18 protein-coding genes are annotated in these 20,625 nt (G+C 66.0%); 10 read left to right on the forward strand and 8 right to left on the reverse strand.

All coding sequences use genetic code 11. The features are described 5' to 3' along the window. Positions 1 to 37: 37 nt before the first annotated feature. Positions 38 to 1,273, reverse strand: a complete 1,236-nt coding sequence (locus tag AC3WOB_RS02640; RefSeq protein ID WP_492274086.1) for a branched-chain amino acid ABC transporter substrate-binding protein — start codon at positions 1,271 to 1,273, stop codon at positions 38 to 40. A gap of 42 nt (positions 1,274 to 1,315) precedes the next feature. Beyond that, positions 1,316 to 2,134, reverse strand: a complete 819-nt coding sequence (locus AC3WOB_RS02645) for a shikimate dehydrogenase family protein (RefSeq protein ID WP_492274087.1) — start codon at positions 2,132 to 2,134, stop codon at positions 1,316 to 1,318. 240 nt (positions 2,135 to 2,374) lie between these two features. Between AC3WOB_RS02645 and AC3WOB_RS02650 the strand changes: the two genes are divergently transcribed. Then, entirely contained in the window at positions 2,375 to 3,112 is a 738-nt protein-coding gene (locus tag AC3WOB_RS02650) for an SDR family NAD(P)-dependent oxidoreductase (RefSeq protein ID WP_013396517.1), read from the forward strand. 105 nt (positions 3,113 to 3,217) lie between these two features. Next, positions 3,218 to 3,964, forward strand: coding sequence for a FadR/GntR family transcriptional regulator (locus tag AC3WOB_RS02655; protein ID WP_013396516.1), 747 nt, complete (start codon positions 3,218 to 3,220; stop codon positions 3,962 to 3,964). Between the two features lie 32 nt (positions 3,965 to 3,996). Here the strand turns inward: AC3WOB_RS02655 and AC3WOB_RS02660 are convergent, their stop codons facing one another. The 6 genes from AC3WOB_RS02660 to AC3WOB_RS02685 all read right to left on the reverse strand — a co-directional run bounded on the left by AC3WOB_RS02660 (position 3,997) and on the right by AC3WOB_RS02685 (position 9,281). Beyond that, positions 3,997 to 5,334 carry an NAD(P)H-dependent oxidoreductase gene (locus AC3WOB_RS02660; RefSeq protein WP_013396515.1) on the reverse strand — a complete coding sequence of 446 codons (1,338 nt, stop codon included), beginning with the start codon at positions 5,332 to 5,334 and terminating at the stop codon, positions 3,997 to 3,999. A gap of 71 nt (positions 5,335 to 5,405) precedes the next feature. After that, positions 5,406 to 5,966, reverse strand: a complete 561-nt coding sequence (locus AC3WOB_RS02665) for a 5'-3'-deoxyribonucleotidase (RefSeq protein ID WP_492274088.1) — start codon at positions 5,964 to 5,966, stop codon at positions 5,406 to 5,408. Positions 5,967 to 6,012: 46 nt separating this feature from the next. After that, a complete protein-coding gene (gene thpR / locus AC3WOB_RS02670; RefSeq protein WP_492274089.1) occupies positions 6,013 to 6,543 on the reverse strand; it encodes an RNA 2',3'-cyclic phosphodiesterase in 531 nt (176 codons plus the stop codon). 46 nt (positions 6,544 to 6,589) lie between these two features. After that, the gene (gene cheD, locus AC3WOB_RS02675) at positions 6,590 to 7,336 is read right to left on the reverse strand and encodes a chemoreceptor glutamine deamidase CheD (protein ID WP_013396512.1); all 747 of its coding nucleotides are present in this window, start codon (positions 7,334 to 7,336) and stop codon (positions 6,590 to 6,592) included. A gap of 284 nt (positions 7,337 to 7,620) precedes the next feature. Continuing rightward, complete coding sequence (locus AC3WOB_RS02680; protein WP_492274090.1) at positions 7,621 to 8,529, reverse strand: cell division protein FtsX; 909 nt, start codon at positions 8,527 to 8,529, stop codon at positions 7,621 to 7,623. Then, on the reverse strand, positions 8,526 to 9,281 hold the full coding sequence (locus AC3WOB_RS02685) for a cell division ATP-binding protein FtsE (RefSeq protein WP_013396510.1): 756 nt from the start codon (positions 9,279 to 9,281) through the stop codon (positions 8,526 to 8,528). The genes AC3WOB_RS02680 and AC3WOB_RS02685 overlap by 4 nt, the downstream gene beginning before the upstream one ends. 289 nt (positions 9,282 to 9,570) lie before the next feature. Here AC3WOB_RS02685 and AC3WOB_RS02690 point away from each other — a divergent pair, with 289 nt between their 5' ends. From AC3WOB_RS02690 to AC3WOB_RS02725, 8 genes are all read left to right on the forward strand, one after another. Next, positions 9,571 to 10,587: an amino acid ABC transporter substrate-binding protein gene (locus AC3WOB_RS02690; RefSeq protein WP_013396509.1), complete on the forward strand. Its 1,017-nt coding sequence runs from the start codon at positions 9,571 to 9,573 to the stop codon at positions 10,585 to 10,587. A gap of 131 nt (positions 10,588 to 10,718) precedes the next feature. Further along, entirely contained in the window at positions 10,719 to 11,909 is a 1,191-nt protein-coding gene (locus tag AC3WOB_RS02695; RefSeq protein ID WP_041654409.1) for an amino acid ABC transporter permease, read from the forward strand. 1 nt (position 11,910) lies between these two features. Beyond that, positions 11,911 to 13,011, forward strand: coding sequence for an amino acid ABC transporter permease (locus tag AC3WOB_RS02700; RefSeq protein WP_013396507.1), 1,101 nt, complete (start codon positions 11,911 to 11,913; stop codon positions 13,009 to 13,011). Positions 13,012 to 13,071: 60 nt separating this feature from the next. Continuing rightward, entirely contained in the window at positions 13,072 to 13,812 is a 741-nt protein-coding gene (locus tag AC3WOB_RS02705; RefSeq protein WP_173144228.1) for an amino acid ABC transporter ATP-binding protein, read from the forward strand. Between the two features lie 198 nt (positions 13,813 to 14,010). Further along, entirely contained in the window at positions 14,011 to 15,627 is a 1,617-nt protein-coding gene (locus tag AC3WOB_RS02710; protein ID WP_013396505.1) for an acyl-CoA carboxylase subunit beta, read from the forward strand. A 12-nt stretch (positions 15,628 to 15,639) separates the two neighbouring features. Continuing rightward, complete coding sequence (locus AC3WOB_RS02715; RefSeq protein ID WP_013396504.1) at positions 15,640 to 16,809, forward strand: acyl-CoA dehydrogenase family protein; 1,170 nt, start codon at positions 15,640 to 15,642, stop codon at positions 16,807 to 16,809. 16 nt (positions 16,810 to 16,825) lie between these two features. Beyond that, a complete protein-coding gene (locus AC3WOB_RS02720) occupies positions 16,826 to 18,793 on the forward strand; it encodes an acetyl/propionyl/methylcrotonyl-CoA carboxylase subunit alpha (RefSeq protein WP_492274091.1) in 1,968 nt (655 codons plus the stop codon). After that, positions 18,790 to 20,604, forward strand: a complete 1,815-nt coding sequence (locus AC3WOB_RS02725; protein WP_013396502.1) for an acyclic terpene utilization AtuA family protein — start codon at positions 18,790 to 18,792, stop codon at positions 20,602 to 20,604. The genes AC3WOB_RS02720 and AC3WOB_RS02725 overlap by 4 nt, the downstream gene beginning before the upstream one ends. The last annotated feature ends 21 nt before the right edge of the window (positions 20,605 to 20,625 follow it).

Raw genomic sequence — 20,625 nt, forward strand, 5'->3', positions numbered from 1 at the left:
CCATGCGCAAGCTGGCGTCGGACGCGCTTGCGGCCCATCAGTTCGGCCGCTGCATCTTGCAGGTTGCCTGCGCCGGCGCCGACACCTCGGCCGCGGCCAGCACCTTGACCGGCTCGAAGCCCATGTCGGTGCCGTCGGCCTTGTACTTGGCGTTCTTGCCGACCTTGGACACCACCATGGGCAGCTGCACCTGGTGGTCTTCGGCGCGCATCGTGTAGGTGCCCAGCGACGAGGTGTAGGTGACCTTCTCCAGCGCGCCGGCCAGTTGCGGCACGGACAGCTTGCCGTCTTGCGGCTTGACCTGCTTGAGCGCCTCGCCCAGGAAGCGGATGCCGATCACGGTCTGCGGCTCGGTGTAGCTGGGGTAGTGGCCGGTCTTGGCCTTGTAGTCCTCGGCGAACTTGGCGCCTTCCTCGCCTGCGGCTTCGATGTTGTAGGGGTGGGCGATGTAGTGGCCCAGCGCGACCTCGCCGGCGTTGGCCAGGTTGCCCACCTGGTCCAGGAACACGGTGGCGAAGCGGACCTTCAGGCCTGCGGCCTGCGTGGCCTTCATCAACAGCAGCAGGTCGTTGGACCAGTTGCCGGTGATGACGGTGTCGGGATTGGACGAGCGGATGCGCGCGACGTAAGGCGCGAAGTCCTGGATCTTGTTGACTTCGTGCAGCGTCTTGCCGACCACTTCATAGCCGTACTGCTGGGCGAAGCGCTCGGTCGCGCCTTCCATGTCCTGGCCCCAGGAGTAGTTCTGGTTGATGGCGTACACGCGCTTGCCCAGCGTGCCGTCGGCCGACATGACGGAAGCCAGCGCCTTCACCCGCAAGTCGGCGTTGGTGGCGAAGCGGAAGTGATAGAAGTGGCACTTCTGGCCGGTCAGCTCCAAGGCTTCACCGCCTACGTTCAGGAACACGACCTCCTTGCCGGGGTTGCGCAGGTTGTGCTTGCGCACGTCTTCCGTCAACTGGCCGGAAATGGCCGACGACGAACCTTGCACCAGGATCTGCACGCCTTCGGCCGCTGCCGCGCGGAAGCGGTCGGAGGCGCCGACCGGGCCGCCCTGGTTGTCGAACTCGACCAGCTCCAGCGGCTGGCCGTTCCAGCCGCCGGCGGCGTTGATGCGGTCCAGCTCATATTTGACCGCGGCGCGGAAAATCAGGCCGGTCGAAGCCTGCGGGCCGGACAGCGTTTCGATCAGGCCGATCTTGACGGGCGCGGCCTGGGCCGATGCGGCGATGCCGGCCAGGCACAGCAGGCCGGTGGTGAAAGCCAATTTCATGCGTGTCTCCTCCGTGGGACGGGAGTGTGGTGAATTTGTGGATCAAGCACGCGCGCTGGCGGACAGGCGCGCCTCTTCTATGCCCAGGAAGCGGGCAATTTCGGCGATCTGTCCTTCCAGCATGTACAGGCCCGGATGCGTGCGGCAGCCGTGCGCGGCGGCGGTGCGCAGCAGGGGCGTGTCGACGCGGCTCATGACGGCGTCGGCGACGACGGTGCCGGCGGCAAGCGCGTCCAGCTGGAAGGGCAGGGGATCGGTGTCGTTCAGGCCCAGCGAGGTCGCGTTGATGGCGATGTCGCAGGCTTCGGGCGCGGCGCCGGCCACGCTGATGGCCAGGCCGGGGTATTGGCGGGCGAGATGGGCGGCAAAGGAGACCGCCTTGTCGGCGCTGCGGTTGTACAGGCGCAGGCTGGCGGGACAGGTGTCGGCGATGGCGCAGGCGATGGCCTTGCCCGCGCCGCCCAGGCCGGCCAGGTAGACATGGCGGCCGGCCGGATCGTGGCCCTGGCTGCGCAGGCCGGCAACGAAGCCCAGCCCGTCGAAGTTGCCGCCGGTGAGCACGCCGTCGCGCAGGCGCACCGCGTTGACCGCGCCGCTCAATTGGGCCGAGGGCGTCAGCGCGTCGCACAGGGCGGCGGCGTTCTCCTTGTGGGGCACCGTCACCACGATGCCGCCCAGGTTGGCCAGGCCGCGGATACCGGCGAACAGGCCGGGCAGGGCGTCGGGAGCGACGTGGAACGGCACCATGACCGCGTCCACGCCGCGCTCGCGCAGCAGGGCATTGAGCCGCTGGGGCGTCTTGACGTGCGCGATCGGGTCCGCCGCTATCGCGAAAACGGTAGTGCTGCCGGTGATTTCCACCTGATTGTCCCCTGCCTGGGCGGCGGCTTGCCGCCGTGTCGTTGCCGACTCTCTTGCCTGAAAGCGTCAGTTGCTTTACGCTTTCGGAATAAGTTGTCAGGCAACTTTATTAAGTTGTCCGATAAATCATAGGGCAAGCGTTTTTCCCGTGTCAAGCGGCCGTTTCGGGAGTCCAATCGGAATGTCCGCAGCGGCCGCAACGGCGCTCAGTTCGCGTAAGAGAGTGCTTCAGGAGACAGAATGATTTCGTTCGAAGGAAAGGTTGCCGCCATCACCGGCGCAGGCAATGGCATCGGTCTGGCGACGGCGCGGCTGATGGCGGCGCATGGCGCCCGGCTGGTGCTGACCGACATCGACAATGCGCGCCTGGAAGAGGTCGCGGCCGAACTGGACCCCAGTGGCCAGCGCGTCTACACGCGTGCGCTGGACGTGTCGGCGTCTGCCGATTGCGAACGCGTGTTTGAAGCCGCAGCCAAGCATTTCGGCGGGCTGGATCACCTGGTGCATTGCGCCGGCATCTACCCGGAGCAACTGGTCAAGGACACCAGCGACGAGGCCTGGCGCACGCTGATGCGCGTGAACCTGGACGGCACCTTCTATGTGTGCCGCGCCGCCCAGCGTCACTTGCGCCATGACGGCTCCATCGTGCTGCTGACCTCGCTGGCGGCCCAGCGCGGCAGCTATGCGCATGCGGCCTACTCGGCCTCCAAGGGCGCGGTGCAGAGCTTCACGCGCAGCCTGGCGCTGGAACTGGCGCCGCAGATCCGCGTGAACGCGGTGGCGCCGGGCATCATCGCCACCTCCATGACCCAGGACCTGATCGGGCAGAAGGGCGCGCAACTGCTGGAAAGCACGCCGCTGCGCCGCTACGGCACGGCCGAGGAAATCGCGGGTTCCATCGCTTTCCTGTGCTCGCCGCTGGCCGGCTTCGTCACGGGCGAGGTCATGCAGGTCAACGGCGGCATCTATATCGCGTAAAGTCCCAGGATGGCGCGGCCGTCCATGCCGTGGCCGGCCTGCCAGGCATTCCCATAAACAAGAGGCGGCGCGCCTGCGCCGCCCGCAAGTTTCCACCATTCGACCATGCAGCCCAACCAAGAACAGGATCCGCCGCGCGCCGCGCCCAAGAGTTCGCTTTCGGCGGCGCTGGGCGATGCGCTGGCCGAGCAGATCCGCCAGGGCGTGCTCGCGCCCGGCGATCGCCTGCCCACGGAAAAGCAGCTGACCGAAACCTATTCGGTCAGCCGCGCCGTCGTGCGCGAAGCGCTGGCGCGCCTGAAGTCCGAAGGCCTGATCACGTCGCAGCAAGGCAGCGGGGTGTTCGTCGACCCGAACTTCCAGAAGAACGCCTTCCGCATCGCCGCGCCCACGCCGGGCGACAACCAGGAGCTGGAACACATCCTGGAGCTGATGCTGTCCATTGAAGTCACTGCCGCGCGCTACGCCGCGCAGCGCCGCACCGACGCCGACCTGAAGAAGATGCGCCAGGCGCTGGTGGGCATGGAATATGCGCTGCTCAACGACAAGCTCGGCGACGAAGAGGACTACCAGTTCCACCATGCCATCGTGCAGGCCACCCACAACCCGCATCTGGTGGCCTTGAACGATTACCTGGAAGCCAATGTGCGCCGGGTCATCCGCAGCGCGCGCAACAATACGGCGCGCATGTATGCGGAACGCATGGCTGCGGTGCAGAGCGAGCATCAGGCGATCTTTGCGGCCATAGACGCGGGCGACCCGGATGCCGCCGGGCGCGCCGCCGACCGGCATTTGCGTAATGCCGCGGATCGCCTGCGCCTGTTCCAGGCGGAACGGCCGGCGCCGGTCTAAGGCGGTGGACCGATCCGCCGCGCGGGCGCACCCTAGGCGAAGGTCTGCTCCATTTCGCGGCGGAACTGCACCGCCGTGGAGCTATTGTCGTACTCCACGTCGCTCCAGCGGATCGCCTGCGATTGCCGCACCGGGTTCTTCAGCTTGACCTGGTGCGACAAACCCAGCGGCAGATAGCCCTCATCCACCGAATCGCGCGCCGGCATCAGCCGGCCGTATACCGTGTAGCCGCCTTCGCCGTCCAGGATCTGGCCGGCCGGCAGGTCGCGCTTGGCGGTGGCGACGACGTCGCCGTGCCAGCCAGCGGGCGCGCCGGTGGGTTCGCGCCGCAAGCCCACGCTGGCCACGCTGATGCCCAGTTCCAGGCCTATCAGGTGGTACGGCTTGTACATGGCGGTGTAGTTGCCGCTGGGGTCCGTGACCAGTCCATATTCCTTGAAGCAGCGGCGCACGTAGTCGCTGTCGGCGGCCAGGGTCACGTACACGCCCCAGCGCAGGTCGCGGAACACCGGGCGGCCGTCGCGTTCCAGGGACGAGATCACCTCGACCTGCCCGCGGTGGTGCAGGATGCCGCCGTTTTCGCGCGGACGCAGCACGCGCGCCAGGTCGTCCACGCCGCAGGGCGGAAAGTGCAGGCCGGAAGGCGAGGGCAGCAGCCCGGTGGCGTTGGAGACCGCAGCCATCTCGATGGCGCTCTTGGTGCCGTCCAGGAAGCTGTTGAACATCTGCGCGTTGAAGTCGCCCGCCGCGACCATTTCGGCGGTGAAGCCGTAATAGGGCCAGACGGTGTCCGGCGTCGAAGTATGGAACTCGGGCAGGTACTTGGTGCCCTTGCCCGCGGCCATGACCTCGAAGCCGCTGGCGCGGGCCCAGTCCACCATTTCGCAGATCAGGGCGGGCTGGTCGCCGTAGGCCAGCGAATAGACGATGCCGGCTTCGCGCGCGCGCCGCGCCAGCAACGGGCCGGCGAGCGCGTCGGCCTCGACGTTGACCATGATGATGTGCTTGCCGTATTCGCAGCAGGCCAGGACATGGCTGATGCCGGCGGCGGCCTGGCCGGTGGCGTCGATGACGATATCGACGTCGGGGCTGGCGATCACGGCGTGAGGATCGTCGCTGAAATAGACCTTGCCGTTCTTCAGCGCGTCATTGGTGCTGCTGGCGTTAAGTGCGCTGGCCGGCCAACCGACCCTGGTGAGCGCCGCGCGGGCGCGGTCGGGCGCCAGATCGGCCACGGCAACCAGCCGCATCCCCGGCGTGCGCGGGGCCTGGCTCATGAACATCGCGCCGAACTTTCCGGCGCCCAGCAATGCAACACGCAAAGGCTTGTGGTCGGCTTCTCGCTGCTTCAGCAGGCGGTGCAGATTCATGGTGCAGGCTCCTCCAGGGTGGGGGGTACAGCAACACAGAATAGTCCCAAATTACGGCAGCTGAACAGGACTCACTCATCTGCCGTATATAGCTCTCCGGCCAGCACGTTGCGCCAGTTCTGCCAGGTGATGCGGGGGCGGTCCGACACCTCGCGGTTGTAGGGGGCGTCGAACAGGATGTGCTTCCAGCGAGGCTTCACCGCGCCTTCGATCAGCGGCTTGTCGTCGATCAGCAGATGGCCATGCACCAGGGTCTTGTCCTTGGTCAGGATCAGCCGGTTGGTGGCGTCGCGTCCCAGGTGCTTTTCCACCCACAGGTATTTTTCCGCCACGCAGTTCTCGAACTGTGACAGGGGCGAGGAGCAGATGCGCACGTCCATGCCCAGCGCCAGCAGTTCCTTCACGGCGTCCAGCGCGCCGGGTACCGGCGGCAGGTCGCGGATGAAGCCGGGCGCCGTGTAGATGGCTTCGGCCATGCCGCGCAGCTCGGGGGCGTAGTCCTGGCGGATGTAGAAGGACTTGCGGTTCTCGAACGCCACGGGCGGGATGTCCGGATGGCGCGCGCGCCAGGCGTCGATGAAGGCGTGTTCGAAATCGGCGAGCACGCCGTCTTGGTCCAGCAGGATGATCATGGCGATCCCGGGGGGTGGCAACCGGCTGATTGTGCCAGAGGGGGCCTCAGGCGTTCTGCGGCCGCGACTGCGCCACGATGCGGTAGCGGCTGCCGCCCGATTGCGATTCCGATGCCACCAGCACCATGCGGTCGTAGCGCCAGGGCAGGGGAGCGGGCGTTTCGGCGGGCGGGCTGGCGTGTTCGATGTTGCGCAGCAGGGTGACGTGCGGGCGGAAGGGCTGGGGCGGCGCGGCCAGGCCGAAGCCCGACAGCCAAGACCAGAGTTCATCGTGGGCAGCCTGCAGGCCCGCGGGCGTGTCGCCAGGGCCGGCCCACAGGATGCGCTGGCGGCCGAAGACGCCGTAGCGGTCCAGGGTCATGTCCTCGGGCGCGAGACGCCGTTCGGGTGTGGCTGCGGCCAGCTCGTCGGCGAGCGCCGCGTCCACGGGTCCCAGGAACGCCAGGGTCAGGTGCAGGGTTTCCGTGCGCATGGCGCGTCCGCCGCAACCGGGCCGAGCCTGCTCTGCCCAGGCCGCGAGCTGGGCGGCCAGCGAGGGGGCAGGCCACAGGGCGAAGAACAGACGGACGGTGGACATGCGCCGATTGTAGGGGCGCATGCGGCGCAATGCGCGTCGGCGCGGTTCAGTCGCCGGCGGTCTCGGCGCGGCGCCGACGCGTCAGCGCGGTGTCGAAGCGTTCCACGCCGGGGCGGACCGGACGGTCGAAGCGTTCGACGCCGGGCCGGGCCGGGCGGTCGAAACGCTCCACGCCGGGCCGGGTGAAGCGCTCGACGCGCTGCGGGCTTTCGGTCTTGGCCTGCACGCTCTGGGCGGCCGCCTGTTCGCGCTTGGCGATGATTTCCTCGGCGCGCTGGTGGTGCGGCGCCATCTTGCGGACCATCACCCGGCCGTCGCGCGGGAAGTAGTTGATGCGGCGCGCGTGCACGTCGCCCAAGTCCTGCGCCTTGACGGGAATGCCTTCGGTCTTGAGATAGCTCAGCACGAACTGGCCGTTGCGTTCGCCGATGTTCATCTGCTGCATGGCGGACAGCACGGCGCCGCCGCCGAACACCTTGGCTTCGAGCCGGTCGCGCACTGCGCCGGCCTTCAGCAGTTCGTTGATCAGCACTTCCATGGCGAAGGCGCCGTAACGCATGGTGGCCGAGGCGGGCGACTGCATGTCGCCTTCCGGCAACATGAAATGGTTCATGCCGCCCACGCCCGTGATCGGGTCATGGATACAGGCGGCGACGCAAGACCCCAGGACGGTCGAGATCATCAGGTCTTCGTTGGTGACGTAGTACTCGTTGGGCAGTACTTTCACCGCCTGACACTGGAACGCGCTGTCGAAATAGTGGCGCGTCGCACGGGCTTCAAGACGGGCGGCCATGGGACTCGATTAAGGGCAAGAACAGCGATTTGGACACGAAGTTGGCAGCTCGAGACAGAAATGTATCAAAGTATGTAAGAAAATGTCGCTTTATTCTTGCATACTCAAGCTTCCAGCGGGTGAACGGCTGTGTAACCGACGCAGTAATGTGTCCTGTTTTTGCCGCCTGGCCCGTAGCCGGTCGCCCGCTGGCAGGCATGCAGGCATCCTACACAGGCGGGCGGAAGTCGTTCCCCGGATCACGGGGAGGAAGGGGCTTTATACGGAGCTTTAGGCGCCGCGCGTCAGAAGCGCGTGCTGCGGGTGACCGACCAGCGCGCCGACAGGGCGCCCAGGGCGGCCGAGGCGATCACCGCGCCGATCAGCACGGACGGGCCGGGCAGGTGCAGGGCGAACTCGGCCCCGTAGCTGCGGGCCAGGCCGACCAGGGCGTCGTTCAGCGGCGACAGCGCGACCGCCGCCACGCCTATGGCCAGCAGCGAAGCCACCGCGCCAGACAGCGCACCCAGGTACAGGAAGGGGCGCCGGACGAAGGATTCCGTGGCGCCCACCAGCCGGGCCACGCCGATTTCCTCGCGTTGCGAAAGCGCCTGCATGCGCACGGTGTTGAAGACGGTCGCCAGCACCACCACCGCCACGCAGGCGGCCAGGAAGCCCAAGCCGATGCGGGCAAAGCGCAGGATGGCCTCCAGGCGCTGCACCCAGGCGCTGTCCAGCTGCACCAGGTCGACATGGTTCCATTGCTTCCAGGACGCCGCCAGCTTGTCGGCCCGGCCGGCCAGGTTGTCGCCGTCGGCCAGCGTCACCACCACCGCGTCCGGCAGCGGGTTGCCCGGCAGTACGGCCAGCGCCTGCTGCCATGCGGGGTTGGCGCGCAGATCCGCCAGGGCGTCCTCGCGGCCCACCACGCGCACGGCGCGGATATCGTCCTTGTATTCGTCCTGGATGCGCTTGGCCACGTCCGCGGCGGCGCCCGAGGGGGCATCCACGCGCATGAAGACGGTGACTTCGGGGGTGACCGACATCTGGCGCGCCACCGGCTGGACCGAGACCAGGATGGCGCTGCCTAGCAGCGGCAAAGCCAGGGCCAGGGCCATGACCAGCAGGTTGGCCAGGGACGAGAACGGTTGCTTGATCAGGCGGCGCAGGGTGACCAGGAGCGCGTAGCGGTGTTGCCGCAGCCAGGCGTTCATGCGGACTCTCCCGGATAGGCCCGGCCGGGCGCGGCGCCCGGCTGCCCGGTGCCGGCTAGTCCTGCGCCAGTCTCAGGCTGGGCCGTTCCGGCGCCCTGGGAATCAGCGAACTTGCCCGGATCGATGCGCAAGGTGCGGGTGGCGTAGCGCGCCATGAGGTCCTGGTCGTGCGAGGCGATCAGCGTGGTCACGCCGACGCGGTTGAAATCGCGGAACACATTCATGATGCGCTGCGCGTTGTCGTGGTCGAGGTTGGCGGTGGGCTCGTCGGCGATCAGGATGGCGGGCCGGTTCACGATGGCCCGCGCGATCGCCAGGCGCTGCTGCTCGCCGCCGGACAGCTCGATCGGATTGAGGTCTTCCTTGCCGGACAGCCCCACCTTGTCCAGGGCGGCGCGGGCGCGCGCCGCGGCCGAGTTCCAGGCATGGCCCGTGACCGCCAGCGGCAGCATGACGTTTTCGAACGCGGTTCGGTCGAACAGCAGGTGCGTATCCTGCAAGATGACGCCCACGGCGCGGCGCAGGTACGGCCGGGCGCGGGCGGGCAGCTTGTCCAGCCGCTGGCCGTTGACCTGGATCGACCCCCGGCTGGCGGGCTCCAGCCCGCCGATCAGCTTGAGCAAAGTGGACTTGCCGGCGCCGGACGGCCCGGATACGAAAACGAATTCTCCCGCGCTCACGCGGAAGTTGATGTCGGCCAGGATATTGCGGCCGCGACCATATGATTTGAATACGTGCTGGAATTCGATCATGGCGGCTGTCAGATGAAGCCGCAATAGTAACTCGGGGACACTAAGGTGGCCTAAACCGCCCGGAGGAGGCGCGGATAAATCTTTACGCGCAAGGCGTCTGGCGGCGTTTGTCCTGGCGCAAAGAGCGTCCCTTTTTTGTCGGGAAACAGCGTTTCATTTCATCCAGTGTCCCTATATTTCAAGGGAATTCCCGGATGCGCCGCGAGTGGCGCGGACGCTACCATCCGCCCCATACGTGGACCCAACCCGGCCTGCGTGCGACTTCGCTTTATCCCACACGGAGAACACGATGAAAGTACTGAAACTCGCTGCTGTCGGCGCCGCCCTGTTTGCTGCATCCGCGGCCGCCAATGCGGGCGCAACCTTCGATAACGTCAAGAAAAAAGGGTTTGTCCAGTGCGGGGTTTCGACGGGCATTCCGGGGTTCTCCATCGCTGACAGCAAGGGCGAATACAAGGGCATCGACGTCGACCTGTGCCGCGCCATCGCCTCGACCATGTTCGGCGATGCCACCAAGGTCAAATTCACTCCGCTGAACACGCAGCAGCGCTTCACCGCCCTGCAATCCGGCGAAGTGGACGTCCTCACCCGCAACACCACCGTCACGCTGACGCGCGACACGACGCTGGGCCTGATCGGCGTGGGCGTGAACTACTACGACAGCCAGGGCGTCATGGTCTCCAAGGACCTGAACGTCAAGAGCGCCAAGGAACTGAACGGCGCCACCATCTGCGTGCAGCCCGGCACCACCACCGAACTGAACCTGGCCGACTGGTTCCGCGGCCAGAAGATCGAATTCAAGCCTGTCGTGATCGACAAGTACGACGAAATCATCCGCGCCTTCTCGGCCGGCCGCTGCGACGCCTTCACCACCGACAAGTCGCAACTGGCTTCCACCCGCACCACGCTCGAGAACCCGGACAAGTTCGTCATCCTGCCGGAAGACTTCTCCAAGGAGCCGCTGGGCCCCATGGTGCGCCAGGGCGACGAGCAATGGTTCAACATCGTGCGCTGGTCGCTCAACGCCATGCTCGAAGCCGAGGAATACGGCATCACCAAGGCCAACGTCGACGAAATGGCGAAGAGCCCCAACCCCAACATCCAGCGCATCCTGGGTGTGACCCCGGGCATGGGCAAGAACCTGGGCGTGGATGACAAGTGGGCCTACAACATCATCAAGAACGTGGGCAACTACGGTGAAAGCTTCGAAAACACGCTGGGCAAGAGCAGCGCAATGAAGCTGGAACGCGGTTTGAACGCTTCCTACAAGAATGGTGGCTTGATGTACGGCTGGCCGGTGCGCTAACACACGGCTGCCTGGAAAAACGGAGCCTGGTGCTCCGTTTTTCCTCTCCCGCCTTCGGGCGGGTGGCAGGAGTGGGTGGCGCGGCCTCGCCGGCTTCGCCGCCCGGTATTCCGACTTCTGTAGATTCACTCATGAATACTCCCAATAAAAGCGCGCCTGCATCGGCCCCTCCCCGGCGTCTGAACTGGAACGATCCCGGCGTACGCTCCGTGGTCTACCAGGTGCTGGCGCTGGCCGCGGTGGCCTGGGCCGTGTGGTTCCTGGTTTCAAACACGCTGCACAACCTGTCCGTGCGCAATATCGCCACGGGCTTCGGCTTCCTGCAACGCGAGGCCGGCTTCGCCATCGGCGAAACGCCCATCGCCTACAGCCCCTCCGACACCTACGGCCACGCCATCCTGGTGGGCCTGCTCAACACGCTGCGCGTGGCCGTCATCGGCATCGTGCTGGCGACGATTCTCGGCACGCTGATCGGCATCGGCCGCCTGTCCAAGAACTGGCTGGTCGCCAAGATCACGTCGGTCTATGTCGAAGTGATGCGCAACGTGCCGCTGCTGCTGCAGCTGTTCTTCTGGTACGCCCTGATCACGGAAAACATGCCGGGTCCGCGCCAGGCGCATAATCCGCTGCCAGGCGTGTTCATCTCCAACCGCGGCCTGAAGGTGCCGGGGCTGGAAGGCAATTCGCTGGACTGGATGCTGGGCGGTCTGGGCCTGGCCATCGTGGCGATCATCTTCCTGGGCCACTGGGGCAAGAAACGCCAGGAGGCGACTGGCCGGGTGTTCCCGCTGGGCCGCGCCGCCATCGGTTTGCTCATCGGCCTGCCCATCGTCGGCTGGCTGGCCAGCGGGGCCTCGCTGACCTTGGACATGCCGGTGCTCAAGGGCTTCAACTTCTCGGGCGGCCTGACCTTGTCGCCGGAGTTTGCCGCCTTGATGGCGGGCCTGGTGGTCTACACCTCGGCCTTCATCGCCGAAGTGGTGCGTTCGGGCATCCAGGCGGTCAATACTGGCCAGTGGGAAGCCGCCGGTTCGCTGGGCCTGCGCCGCAAGCAGGTGCTGCGCCTGGTGGTGCTGCCGCAGGCGCTGCGCGTGATCATTCCGCCGATGACCAGCCAGTACCTGAACCTGACCAAGAACAGTTCACTGGCCGTGGCCATCGGCTACCCCGACATCGTGTCGGTGGTGAACACCACACTGAACCAGACCGGCCAGGCCATCGAAGGCATTCTCATCATCATGGGCGCCTACCTCACGGTCAGCCTGTCGATTTCGATATTCATGAACTGGTACAACAAGCGCATCGCGCTGGTGGAGCGTTGATATGAGCAGCACTACGCATATCCCCGCCGAAGGGCTGCCGCCACCCAGCACCCATGTGGGTTTCTGGGCATGGCTCAAGTCGCGCCTGTTTTCGTCGCCGCTGAACATCCTCATCACGGTGTTGCTGGCCTGGTTCCTGCTGATGGCGGTGCCGGCGCTGGTGGAGTGGGCCTTCATCAAGGCGAACTTCTCCGCGACCAACGCGCAGGAGTGCCGCGCTTCCGGCGGCGCCTGCTGGGCGTTCATCATCGAGAAGCACCGGCTGATCCTGTTCGGCACCTATCCGTTCGACGAGCAATGGCGTCCGCTGATCGCAACCGTCATCCTGGTGGCGGTGATCGTCTGCAGCGGCATCCGCCGCTTCTGGAACTGGAAGCTTGCTGTCATCTGGACCGTGGGCCTGACGGCCGTGGCGCTCCTGATGTGGGGCGGCGTGTTCGGCCTGTCCTACGTGGAAAATGCACGCTGGGGCGGCCTGCCGCTGACGCTGATTTTGTCCACGTTCGGCATCGCCTTCGCCTTCCCCATCGGCGTGCTGCTGGCCTTGGGCCGGCGCTCCAAGATGCCGGCCATCAAGGCGCTGTGCGTCGTGTACATCGAGCTGATCCGCGGCGTGCCGCTGATCAGCCTGCTGTTCATGTCCTCGGTGATGCTGCCGCTGTTCCTGCCGGAAGGTTTCTCCATCGACAAGCTGCTGCGCGCGCAGATCGCGATCATCATGTTCGCGGCGGCGTACATCGCCGAAACCGTGCGCGGCGGCCTGCAGGCGATCCCTAAGGGCCAGTACGAGGGCGCGGATTCGCTGGGCCTGAACTACTGGCAGCAGATGCGCAAGATCATCCTGCCGCAGGCGCTGAAGATCGTCATTCCTCCGCTGGTCAGCATCTTCATCGCGCTGTTCAAGGACACCTCGCTGGTGGTGATCATCGGCATCTTCGACCTGACGCTGGCGGCCAAGGCGGCTTTGTCCGACGCGGCATGGCGCGGATTCGGGGTGGAGGCGTACCTGTTCATTTCGCTCATCTACTTCGTCTTCTGCTTCTCCATGTCCAAATACAGCCAGGCGCTGGAAAAACGCCTGGCCACGGGACACGCACGCTAGAACTTTGCAGCGCGTCCGCCTCGGGCGGGCGCGCACCGCGATACTTACGGGAGTACAGGCATGTCTGATGCCATCATCAAATTGCAGGACGTGAACAAGTGGTACGGCCAGTTCCACGTGCTGCGCAACATCAACCTGGACGTCGCGCCGGGTGAACGCATCGTGGTGTGCGGGCCGTCGGGTTCGGGCAAGTCCACCATGATCCGCTGCATCAACCGCCTGGAAGAGCACCAGAAGGGCCACATCATCGTGGACGGCACGGAGCTCACCAACGACCTCAAGCACATCGAGACCATCCGCAAGGACGTCGGCATGGTGTTCCAGCACTTCAACCTGTTCCCGCACCTGACGGTGCTGGAGAACCTGACGCTGGGCCCCATGTGGGTGCTGAAGAAGCCGCGCGCCGAAGCCGAGGCCACGGCCATGAAGTACCTGGAGCGCGTGCGCATCCCGGACCAGGCCAAGAAATTTCCCGGCCAGCTGTCGGGCGGCCAGCAGCAGCGCGTGGCGATCGCGCGTTCGCTGTGCATGAGCCCCAAGATCATGCTGTTCGATGAGCCGACTTCCGCGCTGGACCCGGAAATGGTCAAGGAAGTGCTGGACGTGATGGTCACGCTGGCCCAGGAAAGCGGCATGACCATGATCTGCGTGACCCACGAAATGGGCTTCGCGCGCAAGGTCGCCAATCGCGTCATCTTCATGGACCGCGGCGAGATCATCGAGCAGAACAGCCCGGACGAGTTCTTCGACAATCCGCAGAACGAGCGGACCAAGCTGTTCCTGAGCCAGATCCTGCACTGACTGCCGCTTGATTTTCCGAGAACCCGCCACCGATGTGGCGGGTTTTTTTTGCGCCGTCGCGGGCGCCGATACTTAAATGATTCTAATGTGTCCGCGGACGAGTTCTTGATTGTGCGGGCGCGTCGGGTACCCCATCATAGGTTCACGCGTCGGGTTTGCCGGACGCTCCCCGGAACCCGACATAAGGCGCTCGCAACCATGGCCGATCTGGAATCCCGCCTCGACAGGCAATCTCCCGCCTATCAGCGCAACCGCGAACAGATGCTGGCGCTGCTTTCGGAGTTGGCGCAGCTGGAGCAGCGGGCGGCGGACCGGTCGGCCCAGGCGGCGCCCGCATTCCGCAAGCGCGGCAAGCTGCTGCCGCGGGAGCGCCTGGCGGCGTTGATCGACCCTGGCAGCCCGTTCCTGGAATTGATGAAGCTGGCCGGCTATTGCGGCATCGAGGATCCGGATCCCGCCACCAGCGTGCCCGGTGCCGCCATCATCGCGGGCGTGGGGGTAGTGTGCGGCGTGCGCTGCATGATCGTTATCAATGACGCCGGCATCAGCGCGGGCGCCATGCAGGCCATGACGGCCCAGAAGGTCATGCGCTGTCAGGAGATCGCGCTGGCCAATCGCCTGCCTTTCATCCAGCTGGTGGAGAGCGCGGGCGGGAATCTGAAAAAGTACCGGGCGGAACGCTTCGTCCATGGCGGCGGCATGTTCTACAACCTGGCGAAACTATCCGCGGCGGGAATCCCAGTGGTCTCCCTGGTGCATGGATCGTCCACCGCGGGCGGGGCGTATCTGCCGGGTCTTTCCGACTACGTCGTGATGGTGCGCAATCAGGCGCATGCCTTCCTTGCCGGTCCGGCCCTGTTGCAAGCCGCCACGGGAGAGATCGCGACCGAAGAGGAACTGGGCGGGGCGGCGATGCATGCGGCGGTATCGGGGCTTGCCGATTACGTTGCCGAAAACGACCGCGAGGCCATCCTGCAGGTGCGCGACATCGTGAGCGCCTTCGGTTGGGCCGAGCGAGAAAGCACGGAAGCCGGCGCGCCGCCGCTGCACGACATCCAGGATCTGCTGGGCATCATGCCAGCCGACTACCGGATGCCGGTGGACATGCGGGAGGTCATTGCGCGGCTGGTCGATGGATCCGAGTTCCACGAATTCAAACGTGACTACGGCGTGGCCACGGTTTGCGGCTATGCGGCGCTGTGCGGCACGCCAATAGGCTTGCTCACCAACAATGGCCCTCTCGATACCGCAGGCTCGACCAAGGCCGCGCAGTTCATCCAGCTCTGTTCGCAACTGGGGCGGCCCATCGTGTTCCTGCAAAACATCACGGGCTTCGTGGTGGGCCGGGCGCACGAGGAGGCCGGGATGATCAAGCATGGCGCCAAGCTCATCCAGGCGCTGTCCAACGCTGACGTGCCGCGCCTGACCATACTTTGCGGCGCGTCCTTCGGCGCCGGCAACTACGGCATGTGCGGCCGCGCGTTCAAGCCGGACTTCCTGTTTTCATGGCCGAACGCCAGGACCGCCGTGATGGGGGGCGAGCAGGCCGCCATGACCATGCGGCGCGTTGCGGAAAACAGCGCCAGGCGGGCGGGTACCGAACCAGATCACGCCGGCCTGGAGGCGGAAAGCCAGGAAATCGTGCGGACATTCGAGTTGCAGTCTTCCGCCGTGCATACCAGCAGCCTGCTGCTGGATGACGGCGTGATAGACCCGCGCACCACCCGGGAAGTGCTGGAAGTAGCGCTGGCCGCATGCACGCGGTCGGCAAAACGCGACCTTCATCCGATCCAGTTCGGCGTCGCAAGATTCTAACGAGGAGATTCCATGTTTACCCATGAGCACATCGCGCTGCAGGATGGCGTACGCCAGTTGATCGGGCGGGAGATCAATCCCTACCTGGATCAATGGGAGGAAGAGCAGATATTCCCTGCCCATGAGGTCTTCAAGAAGCTGGGCCGGGCGGGCTTTCTGGGAGTGAACAAGCCCACGGAGTTCGGCGGCATGGGGCTGGATTATTCCTATGAAATCGCGTTCTGCGAGGCTATCGGCTCGGTGCGTGCCGGCGGCGTGGGCATGGCCATCGCGGTGCAGACCGACATGGCCACGCCGGCCCTGGCGCGCTTCGGCAACGATGCCGTGCGTGAACAGTTCCTGCGGCCCTCCATCGCCGGGGATTACGTGGCCTGCCTGGGCGTATCCGAAACCGGGGCTGGGTCGGACGTGGCTTCGCTGAAGACGACCGCCCGCAAGGATGGCGACGACTACGTGATCAGCGGTTCCAAGATGTGGATAACCAATGCTACCCAGGCCGACTGGATGTGTTTGCTGGCCAACACCAGCGACGACAAGCCGCACCGCAACAAGTCGCTGATCTGTCTTCCGCTGAAGCAGGAAAACGGCAAGCCGGTGCCTGGCGTCACGATGAACAAGATCAAGAAAGTGGGCATGTGGTCCTCGGACACCGCGCAGGTTTTCTTCGATGAAGTGCGCGTGCCGCAGCGCTACCGCATCGGGGAGGAAGGCATGGGCTTTACCTACCAGATGCGCCAATTCCAGGAAGAGCGCCTCAGCGGCGCGACCCGGCGCGTCACGGCCCTGGGCGATGTGATCAACGACACCATCGACTACACGCGCCAGCGCCTGGTCTTCGGTAAACCGCTGCTGGACAACCAGGCGGTGCATTTCCGGCTGGCGGAGCTGAAGACGGAAGTCGAGATGCTGCGCGCCATGGTCTATCGCGCGGCCCGCGTGCATATGGACGGCGGCGACATGACGGAGCTGGCATCAATGGCCAAACTCAAGGCGGGGCGCCTGTGCCGCGAGGTCACGGATTCGTGCCTGCAGTACTGGGGAGGCATGGGCTTTACCTGGGAAAACGCAGTGTCGCGCGCCTGGCGCGACCTGCGCCTGATTTCCATCGGCGGCGGCGCTGACGAGATCATGCTCACCATCATCTGCAAGCACATGGGCATCTTGCCCGCACGCGCGGCGTGACGCCGCAAAGGTGGACATGATGAGATTCGATACCTTGCTGGTGGCCAACCGCGGTGAGATCGCGTTGCGCGTGATCCGCGCGGCGCGCGCCTTGGGCCTGCGCACGGTCGCGGTGTACTCGGATGCCGACGCGGAATCACGCCATGTGCGTGAAGCCGACATGGCGGTGCACGTAGGCGCGGCGCCGGCTCAGGCGAGCTATCGCAATGTGGACGCCATTCTGCGCGCTTGCGCCGCCAGCGGCGCGCAGGCGGTGCATCCCGGTTACGGGTTTCTTTCAGAGAACGCCGACTTTGCCCGCGCGGTGACGCAAGCAGGGCTGACTTTCGTAGGGCCGTCGGCCGAGATGATCGCCTTGATGGGCAACAAGGCTCGCGCCAAGGAAGCGCTGCGGCACGCCGACGTGCCGACGGTGCCGGGTGCGCAAGGCATCGCGGATGACCGTGAACTGTCGGCGCGGGCGCGCGCCATAGGCTACCCGGTCTTGCTGAAGGCCGCGGCCGGCGGGGGCGGGCGCGGCATGCGCCTGGCGCAGGACGACACCGATCTGGCGCAGGCGCTGCCGTTGGCTCGCTCGGAAGCGCTGGGCGCCTTCGGCTCGGATGAACTGATCCTCGAAAAGGCGATCCAGGCGGCGCGCCACGTCGAGATCCAGGTGCTGTGCGATGAACACGGCAGCGTCGTGCATCTGGGCGAGCGCGACTGTTCGCTGCAACGGCGCTATCAGAAGCTGGTCGAGGAAAGCCCATCGCCCGCGGTGTCGCCGGAGCTGCGCGCACGCATGGGCGCCGTGGCGGTGCGTGCCTGCCAGGCGATCGGCTACGTCGGCGCAGGCACGCTGGAGTTCCTGCTGGACGAACAGGGCAATTTCTACTTCATGGAAATGAATACCCGGCTGCAGGTCGAGCACGGCGTGACCGAGCTGGTTACTGGCATCGATCTGGTGCAGTGGCAACTGAGGGTGGCGCAGGGCGAAATGCTGGATTTCCGGCAGGAGGATGTGCGCAGCCACGGCCATGCGATGGAGTTGAGGGTCTGCGCGGAGGATCCGGCCGCCGGCTTCATGCCGCAGGTCGGTTCGGTGCTCAGGTGGATCGAGCCCCCCGGCCTGCGCGTCGACACCGCGCTCGAGGACGGTCTGGAGGTCACGCCGTATTACGACTCCATGTTGGCCAAGTACCTGGTGTGGGGCGCAACGCGGGACGAGTGCATCGGTAAGCTGACGCGGGCCTGCGAAGCCGGGGGCTTGCTAGGGGTCCGTTCCAACCTGCATTTCCTGGCGCGGGCGATCAACCATCCGGATTTTCGCGACGGCGGCGTGGCGACGACCTTCGTGGGAGGCCAGGACATGGCGTCGGCGTATTGGCGGGCGGAGCCTTCGGCGCATGCGTTGGCCGCCGCGGCGCTCGCACTGGCGGATTGGCCCGCGGGAGGTGCCCGGCCGGGCCTGGCCGCGGCCGGTGACGTGGCCTTGGACGATACCTCGGACGGCAACTCGCGGTTGCTGCACATTGTGCAACAGGCGGATGGCGGCCTGTCGGTCCGGGCTTGGGAAGGGCATGTTGCCGAGGGCGAGTGCAGAGAGATCAGGATTGACGCTTTGCATCGCCGCGATGGCGAAATGGCGTTGGTCCTGGACGGCCTGCGCCGGAGCCTGCGGGTGGCCAAGGATGCGGCGGCCGCCGTGTGGGTGCAGGACGGCGCCAGCGTTTGGCGCTTCGTGCGCGCCACGCGCTTTGCCGGCCGCGAGGACCAGAGGGACGGGCACGCTCGGCTGTTGCGCGCGCCGATGAGCGGCAGGGTGATCAGTGTCGACGTCCGTGACGGAGACAGCGTGACGGCGCAGCAGACGGTGCTGGTGCTGGAGTCCATGAAGATGGAAATGTCTATCGCGGCAGGCGGCGCGGGCGTGGTGGCAAAGCTTGCCGTCACTGCCGGAGATCAGGTCAGTACTGGACAGGCATTGATGGAGGTGCAGCCATGAGCGCGAACGACAGCGAGAGCCGGACGCGGCGGCGCAAGGAGCCCGTGCATATCGGATGCGCATCGGGATTCTGGGGGGATTCCCAGATCGCGATTCCGCAGCTGCTGACGGCCGGCAAGCTGGATTACATCGTTTTCGATTATCTGGCGGAAACGACGATGTCGATCCTGCAACGGGCACGCATGCGCAGCCCAGAGCTGGGCTACGCCACCGACTTCGTCAGCGTACTGCGCCCGCATTTGCAGACCTTGCTGGCGCGCGGCGTGCGGCTGGTGTCGAACGCCGGCGGCTTGAACCCGCAGGCTTGCCGCGACGCCATCCTGGCTTTCGCCCGCGAACAGGGCCTGGCGCCGCGCATCGCCGTGGTCACTGGCGACGACGTGGCCGAGTTGCAGGCGGAGTTTACCGACGCCCAGGGCCGGCCCCTGCCTGGCCTGGACGGCTTCGGGCCGCTGTTGTCGGCCAATGCCTATCTCGGCGCCTATCCCATCGTTCAGGCGCTGGCGCAGGACGCCGATATCGTGATTACGGGGCGCGCGGTGGACAGCGCCAGCGTGCTCGGCATAGCGATACATGAGTTCGATTGGACCTACTCGGACTATGACCGCCTGGCACAGGCCAGCCTGGCCGGCCACCTGATCGAATGCGGTCCGCAGGCGACCGGCGGCCTCTTCACGGACTGGGAGTCGGTGCCGGATTGGGCGAACATAGGCTATCCGATCGTGGCGCTGGATTCGGGGGGCGGGTTCGACCTGACCAAGCCGCCGGCGACCGGAGGCCTGGTCAGCCGTGCCACGGTGGCCGAACAGCTGCTGTACGAGATCGGCGATCCCGCGGCGTACGAGCTTCCAGACGTGGTCTGCGACTTGCGGCAGGTGTCCATCCGCGAGACGGGACCGGACCGGGTGCGCGTGGAGGGCGCACGCGGACGCGCGCCGTCCACGCGCTACAAAATCACTGCCACCGGGCACGCCGGCTATCAGATCGGCATCATGATGGCGATCCGGGGGCCGCGGGCGCGCGCAAAGGCCTTGCGCACCGCGGAGGAATTGCTGCGGCGCACGCGCAAACTGCTGGCGTTGCACGGCTTGCCCGATTACGCCTCCACCGTGGTTGAGCTGCTCGGGGCCGAGGCCATGTATGGCGGCAATGCGCGCGCGAGCGACAGCCGCGAGGTGATTCTGCGCATCGCTGCCGCGCACGCCGAACGCAAGGGTCTGGAGTTCCTGCAGAAGGAGTCTGCTTCGGCCGGAACGTCGATGGGGCCGGGCACGCGCAGCCACTTCGGCGGCCGTTCCGATATCCAGGCCATCATCAAGACGGGATCGTTCTATATCGCCAAGCAGTGCGTGCCGATCTGGCTTCATTGCGGCGACGTCAATGCCGAGGTCGCCGTGCCCGAGAACGGCGAGGACGGCCCATTCCCGCAGCCTGGCCTTTCCCACCCTGTACCCGCTGCCGTCGCAAGCCCGGAGGGCGTCTTGCGGGTGCCGTTGGCGAGGCTGGCCTACGCCCGCAGCGGCGACAAGGGGGACGATTCGAACATAGGCGTGATCGCGCGTTCCGAGACGTACTGGCCGGTGTTGTTGCGCGAGCTGACCCCCGAGCGGGTGCGCGAGTATTTCAGCCATCTGGTGCAGGGCGAGGTGCTGCGTTTCGAGCTGCCGGGAACGGGGGCAGTCAATTTCGTGCTGCGGCGCGCGCTGGGCGGTGGAGGTTCGTCCAGCCTGCGCTCGGACCCCTTGGGCAAGTCGTACGCCCAGATGCTGCTGGACCTGGAAATTCCTTGTCCCGGCGAAATCCTGCGATAGCGGGAGTGAAAGGATGGGAGG

Source organism: Achromobacter sp. FW305-C-30-7, assembly GCF_058783105.1.

Excerpts from the sequence above, each read along its gene's own strand:
- AC3WOB_RS02640 (WP_492274086.1), bottom strand. The coding sequence starts at position 1,273 with ATGAAATTGGCTTTCACCACCGGCCTGCTGTGCCTGGCCGGCATCGCC.
- AC3WOB_RS02650 (WP_013396517.1), top strand. The coding sequence starts at position 2,375 with ATGATTTCGTTCGAAGGAAAGGTTGCCGCCATCACCGGCGCAGGCAAT.
- AC3WOB_RS02655 (WP_013396516.1), top strand. The coding sequence starts at position 3,218 with ATGCAGCCCAACCAAGAACAGGATCCGCCGCGCGCCGCGCCCAAGAGT.
- AC3WOB_RS02660 (WP_013396515.1), bottom strand. The coding sequence starts at position 5,334 with ATGAATCTGCACCGCCTGCTGAAGCAGCGAGAAGCCGACCACAAGCCT.
- AC3WOB_RS02665 (WP_492274088.1), bottom strand. The coding sequence starts at position 5,966 with ATGATCATCCTGCTGGACCAAGACGGCGTGCTCGCCGATTTCGAACAC.
- thpR (WP_492274089.1), bottom strand. The coding sequence starts at position 6,543 with ATGTCCACCGTCCGTCTGTTCTTCGCCCTGTGGCCTGCCCCCTCGCTG.
- cheD (WP_013396512.1), bottom strand. The coding sequence starts at position 7,336 with ATGGCCGCCCGTCTTGAAGCCCGTGCGACGCGCCACTATTTCGACAGC.
- AC3WOB_RS02680 (WP_492274090.1), bottom strand. The coding sequence starts at position 8,529 with ATGAACGCCTGGCTGCGGCAACACCGCTACGCGCTCCTGGTCACCCTG.
- AC3WOB_RS02685 (WP_013396510.1), bottom strand. The coding sequence starts at position 9,281 with ATGATCGAATTCCAGCACGTATTCAAATCATATGGTCGCGGCCGCAAT.
- AC3WOB_RS02690 (WP_013396509.1), top strand. The coding sequence starts at position 9,571 with ATGAAAGTACTGAAACTCGCTGCTGTCGGCGCCGCCCTGTTTGCTGCA.
- AC3WOB_RS02695 (WP_041654409.1), top strand. The coding sequence starts at position 10,719 with ATGAATACTCCCAATAAAAGCGCGCCTGCATCGGCCCCTCCCCGGCGT.
- AC3WOB_RS02700 (WP_013396507.1), top strand. The coding sequence starts at position 11,911 with ATGAGCAGCACTACGCATATCCCCGCCGAAGGGCTGCCGCCACCCAGC.
- AC3WOB_RS02705 (WP_173144228.1), top strand. The coding sequence starts at position 13,072 with ATGTCTGATGCCATCATCAAATTGCAGGACGTGAACAAGTGGTACGGC.
- AC3WOB_RS02710 (WP_013396505.1), top strand. The coding sequence starts at position 14,011 with ATGGCCGATCTGGAATCCCGCCTCGACAGGCAATCTCCCGCCTATCAG.
- AC3WOB_RS02715 (WP_013396504.1), top strand. The coding sequence starts at position 15,640 with ATGTTTACCCATGAGCACATCGCGCTGCAGGATGGCGTACGCCAGTTG.
- AC3WOB_RS02720 (WP_492274091.1), top strand. The coding sequence starts at position 16,826 with ATGATGAGATTCGATACCTTGCTGGTGGCCAACCGCGGTGAGATCGCG.
- AC3WOB_RS02725 (WP_013396502.1), top strand. The coding sequence starts at position 18,790 with ATGAGCGCGAACGACAGCGAGAGCCGGACGCGGCGGCGCAAGGAGCCC.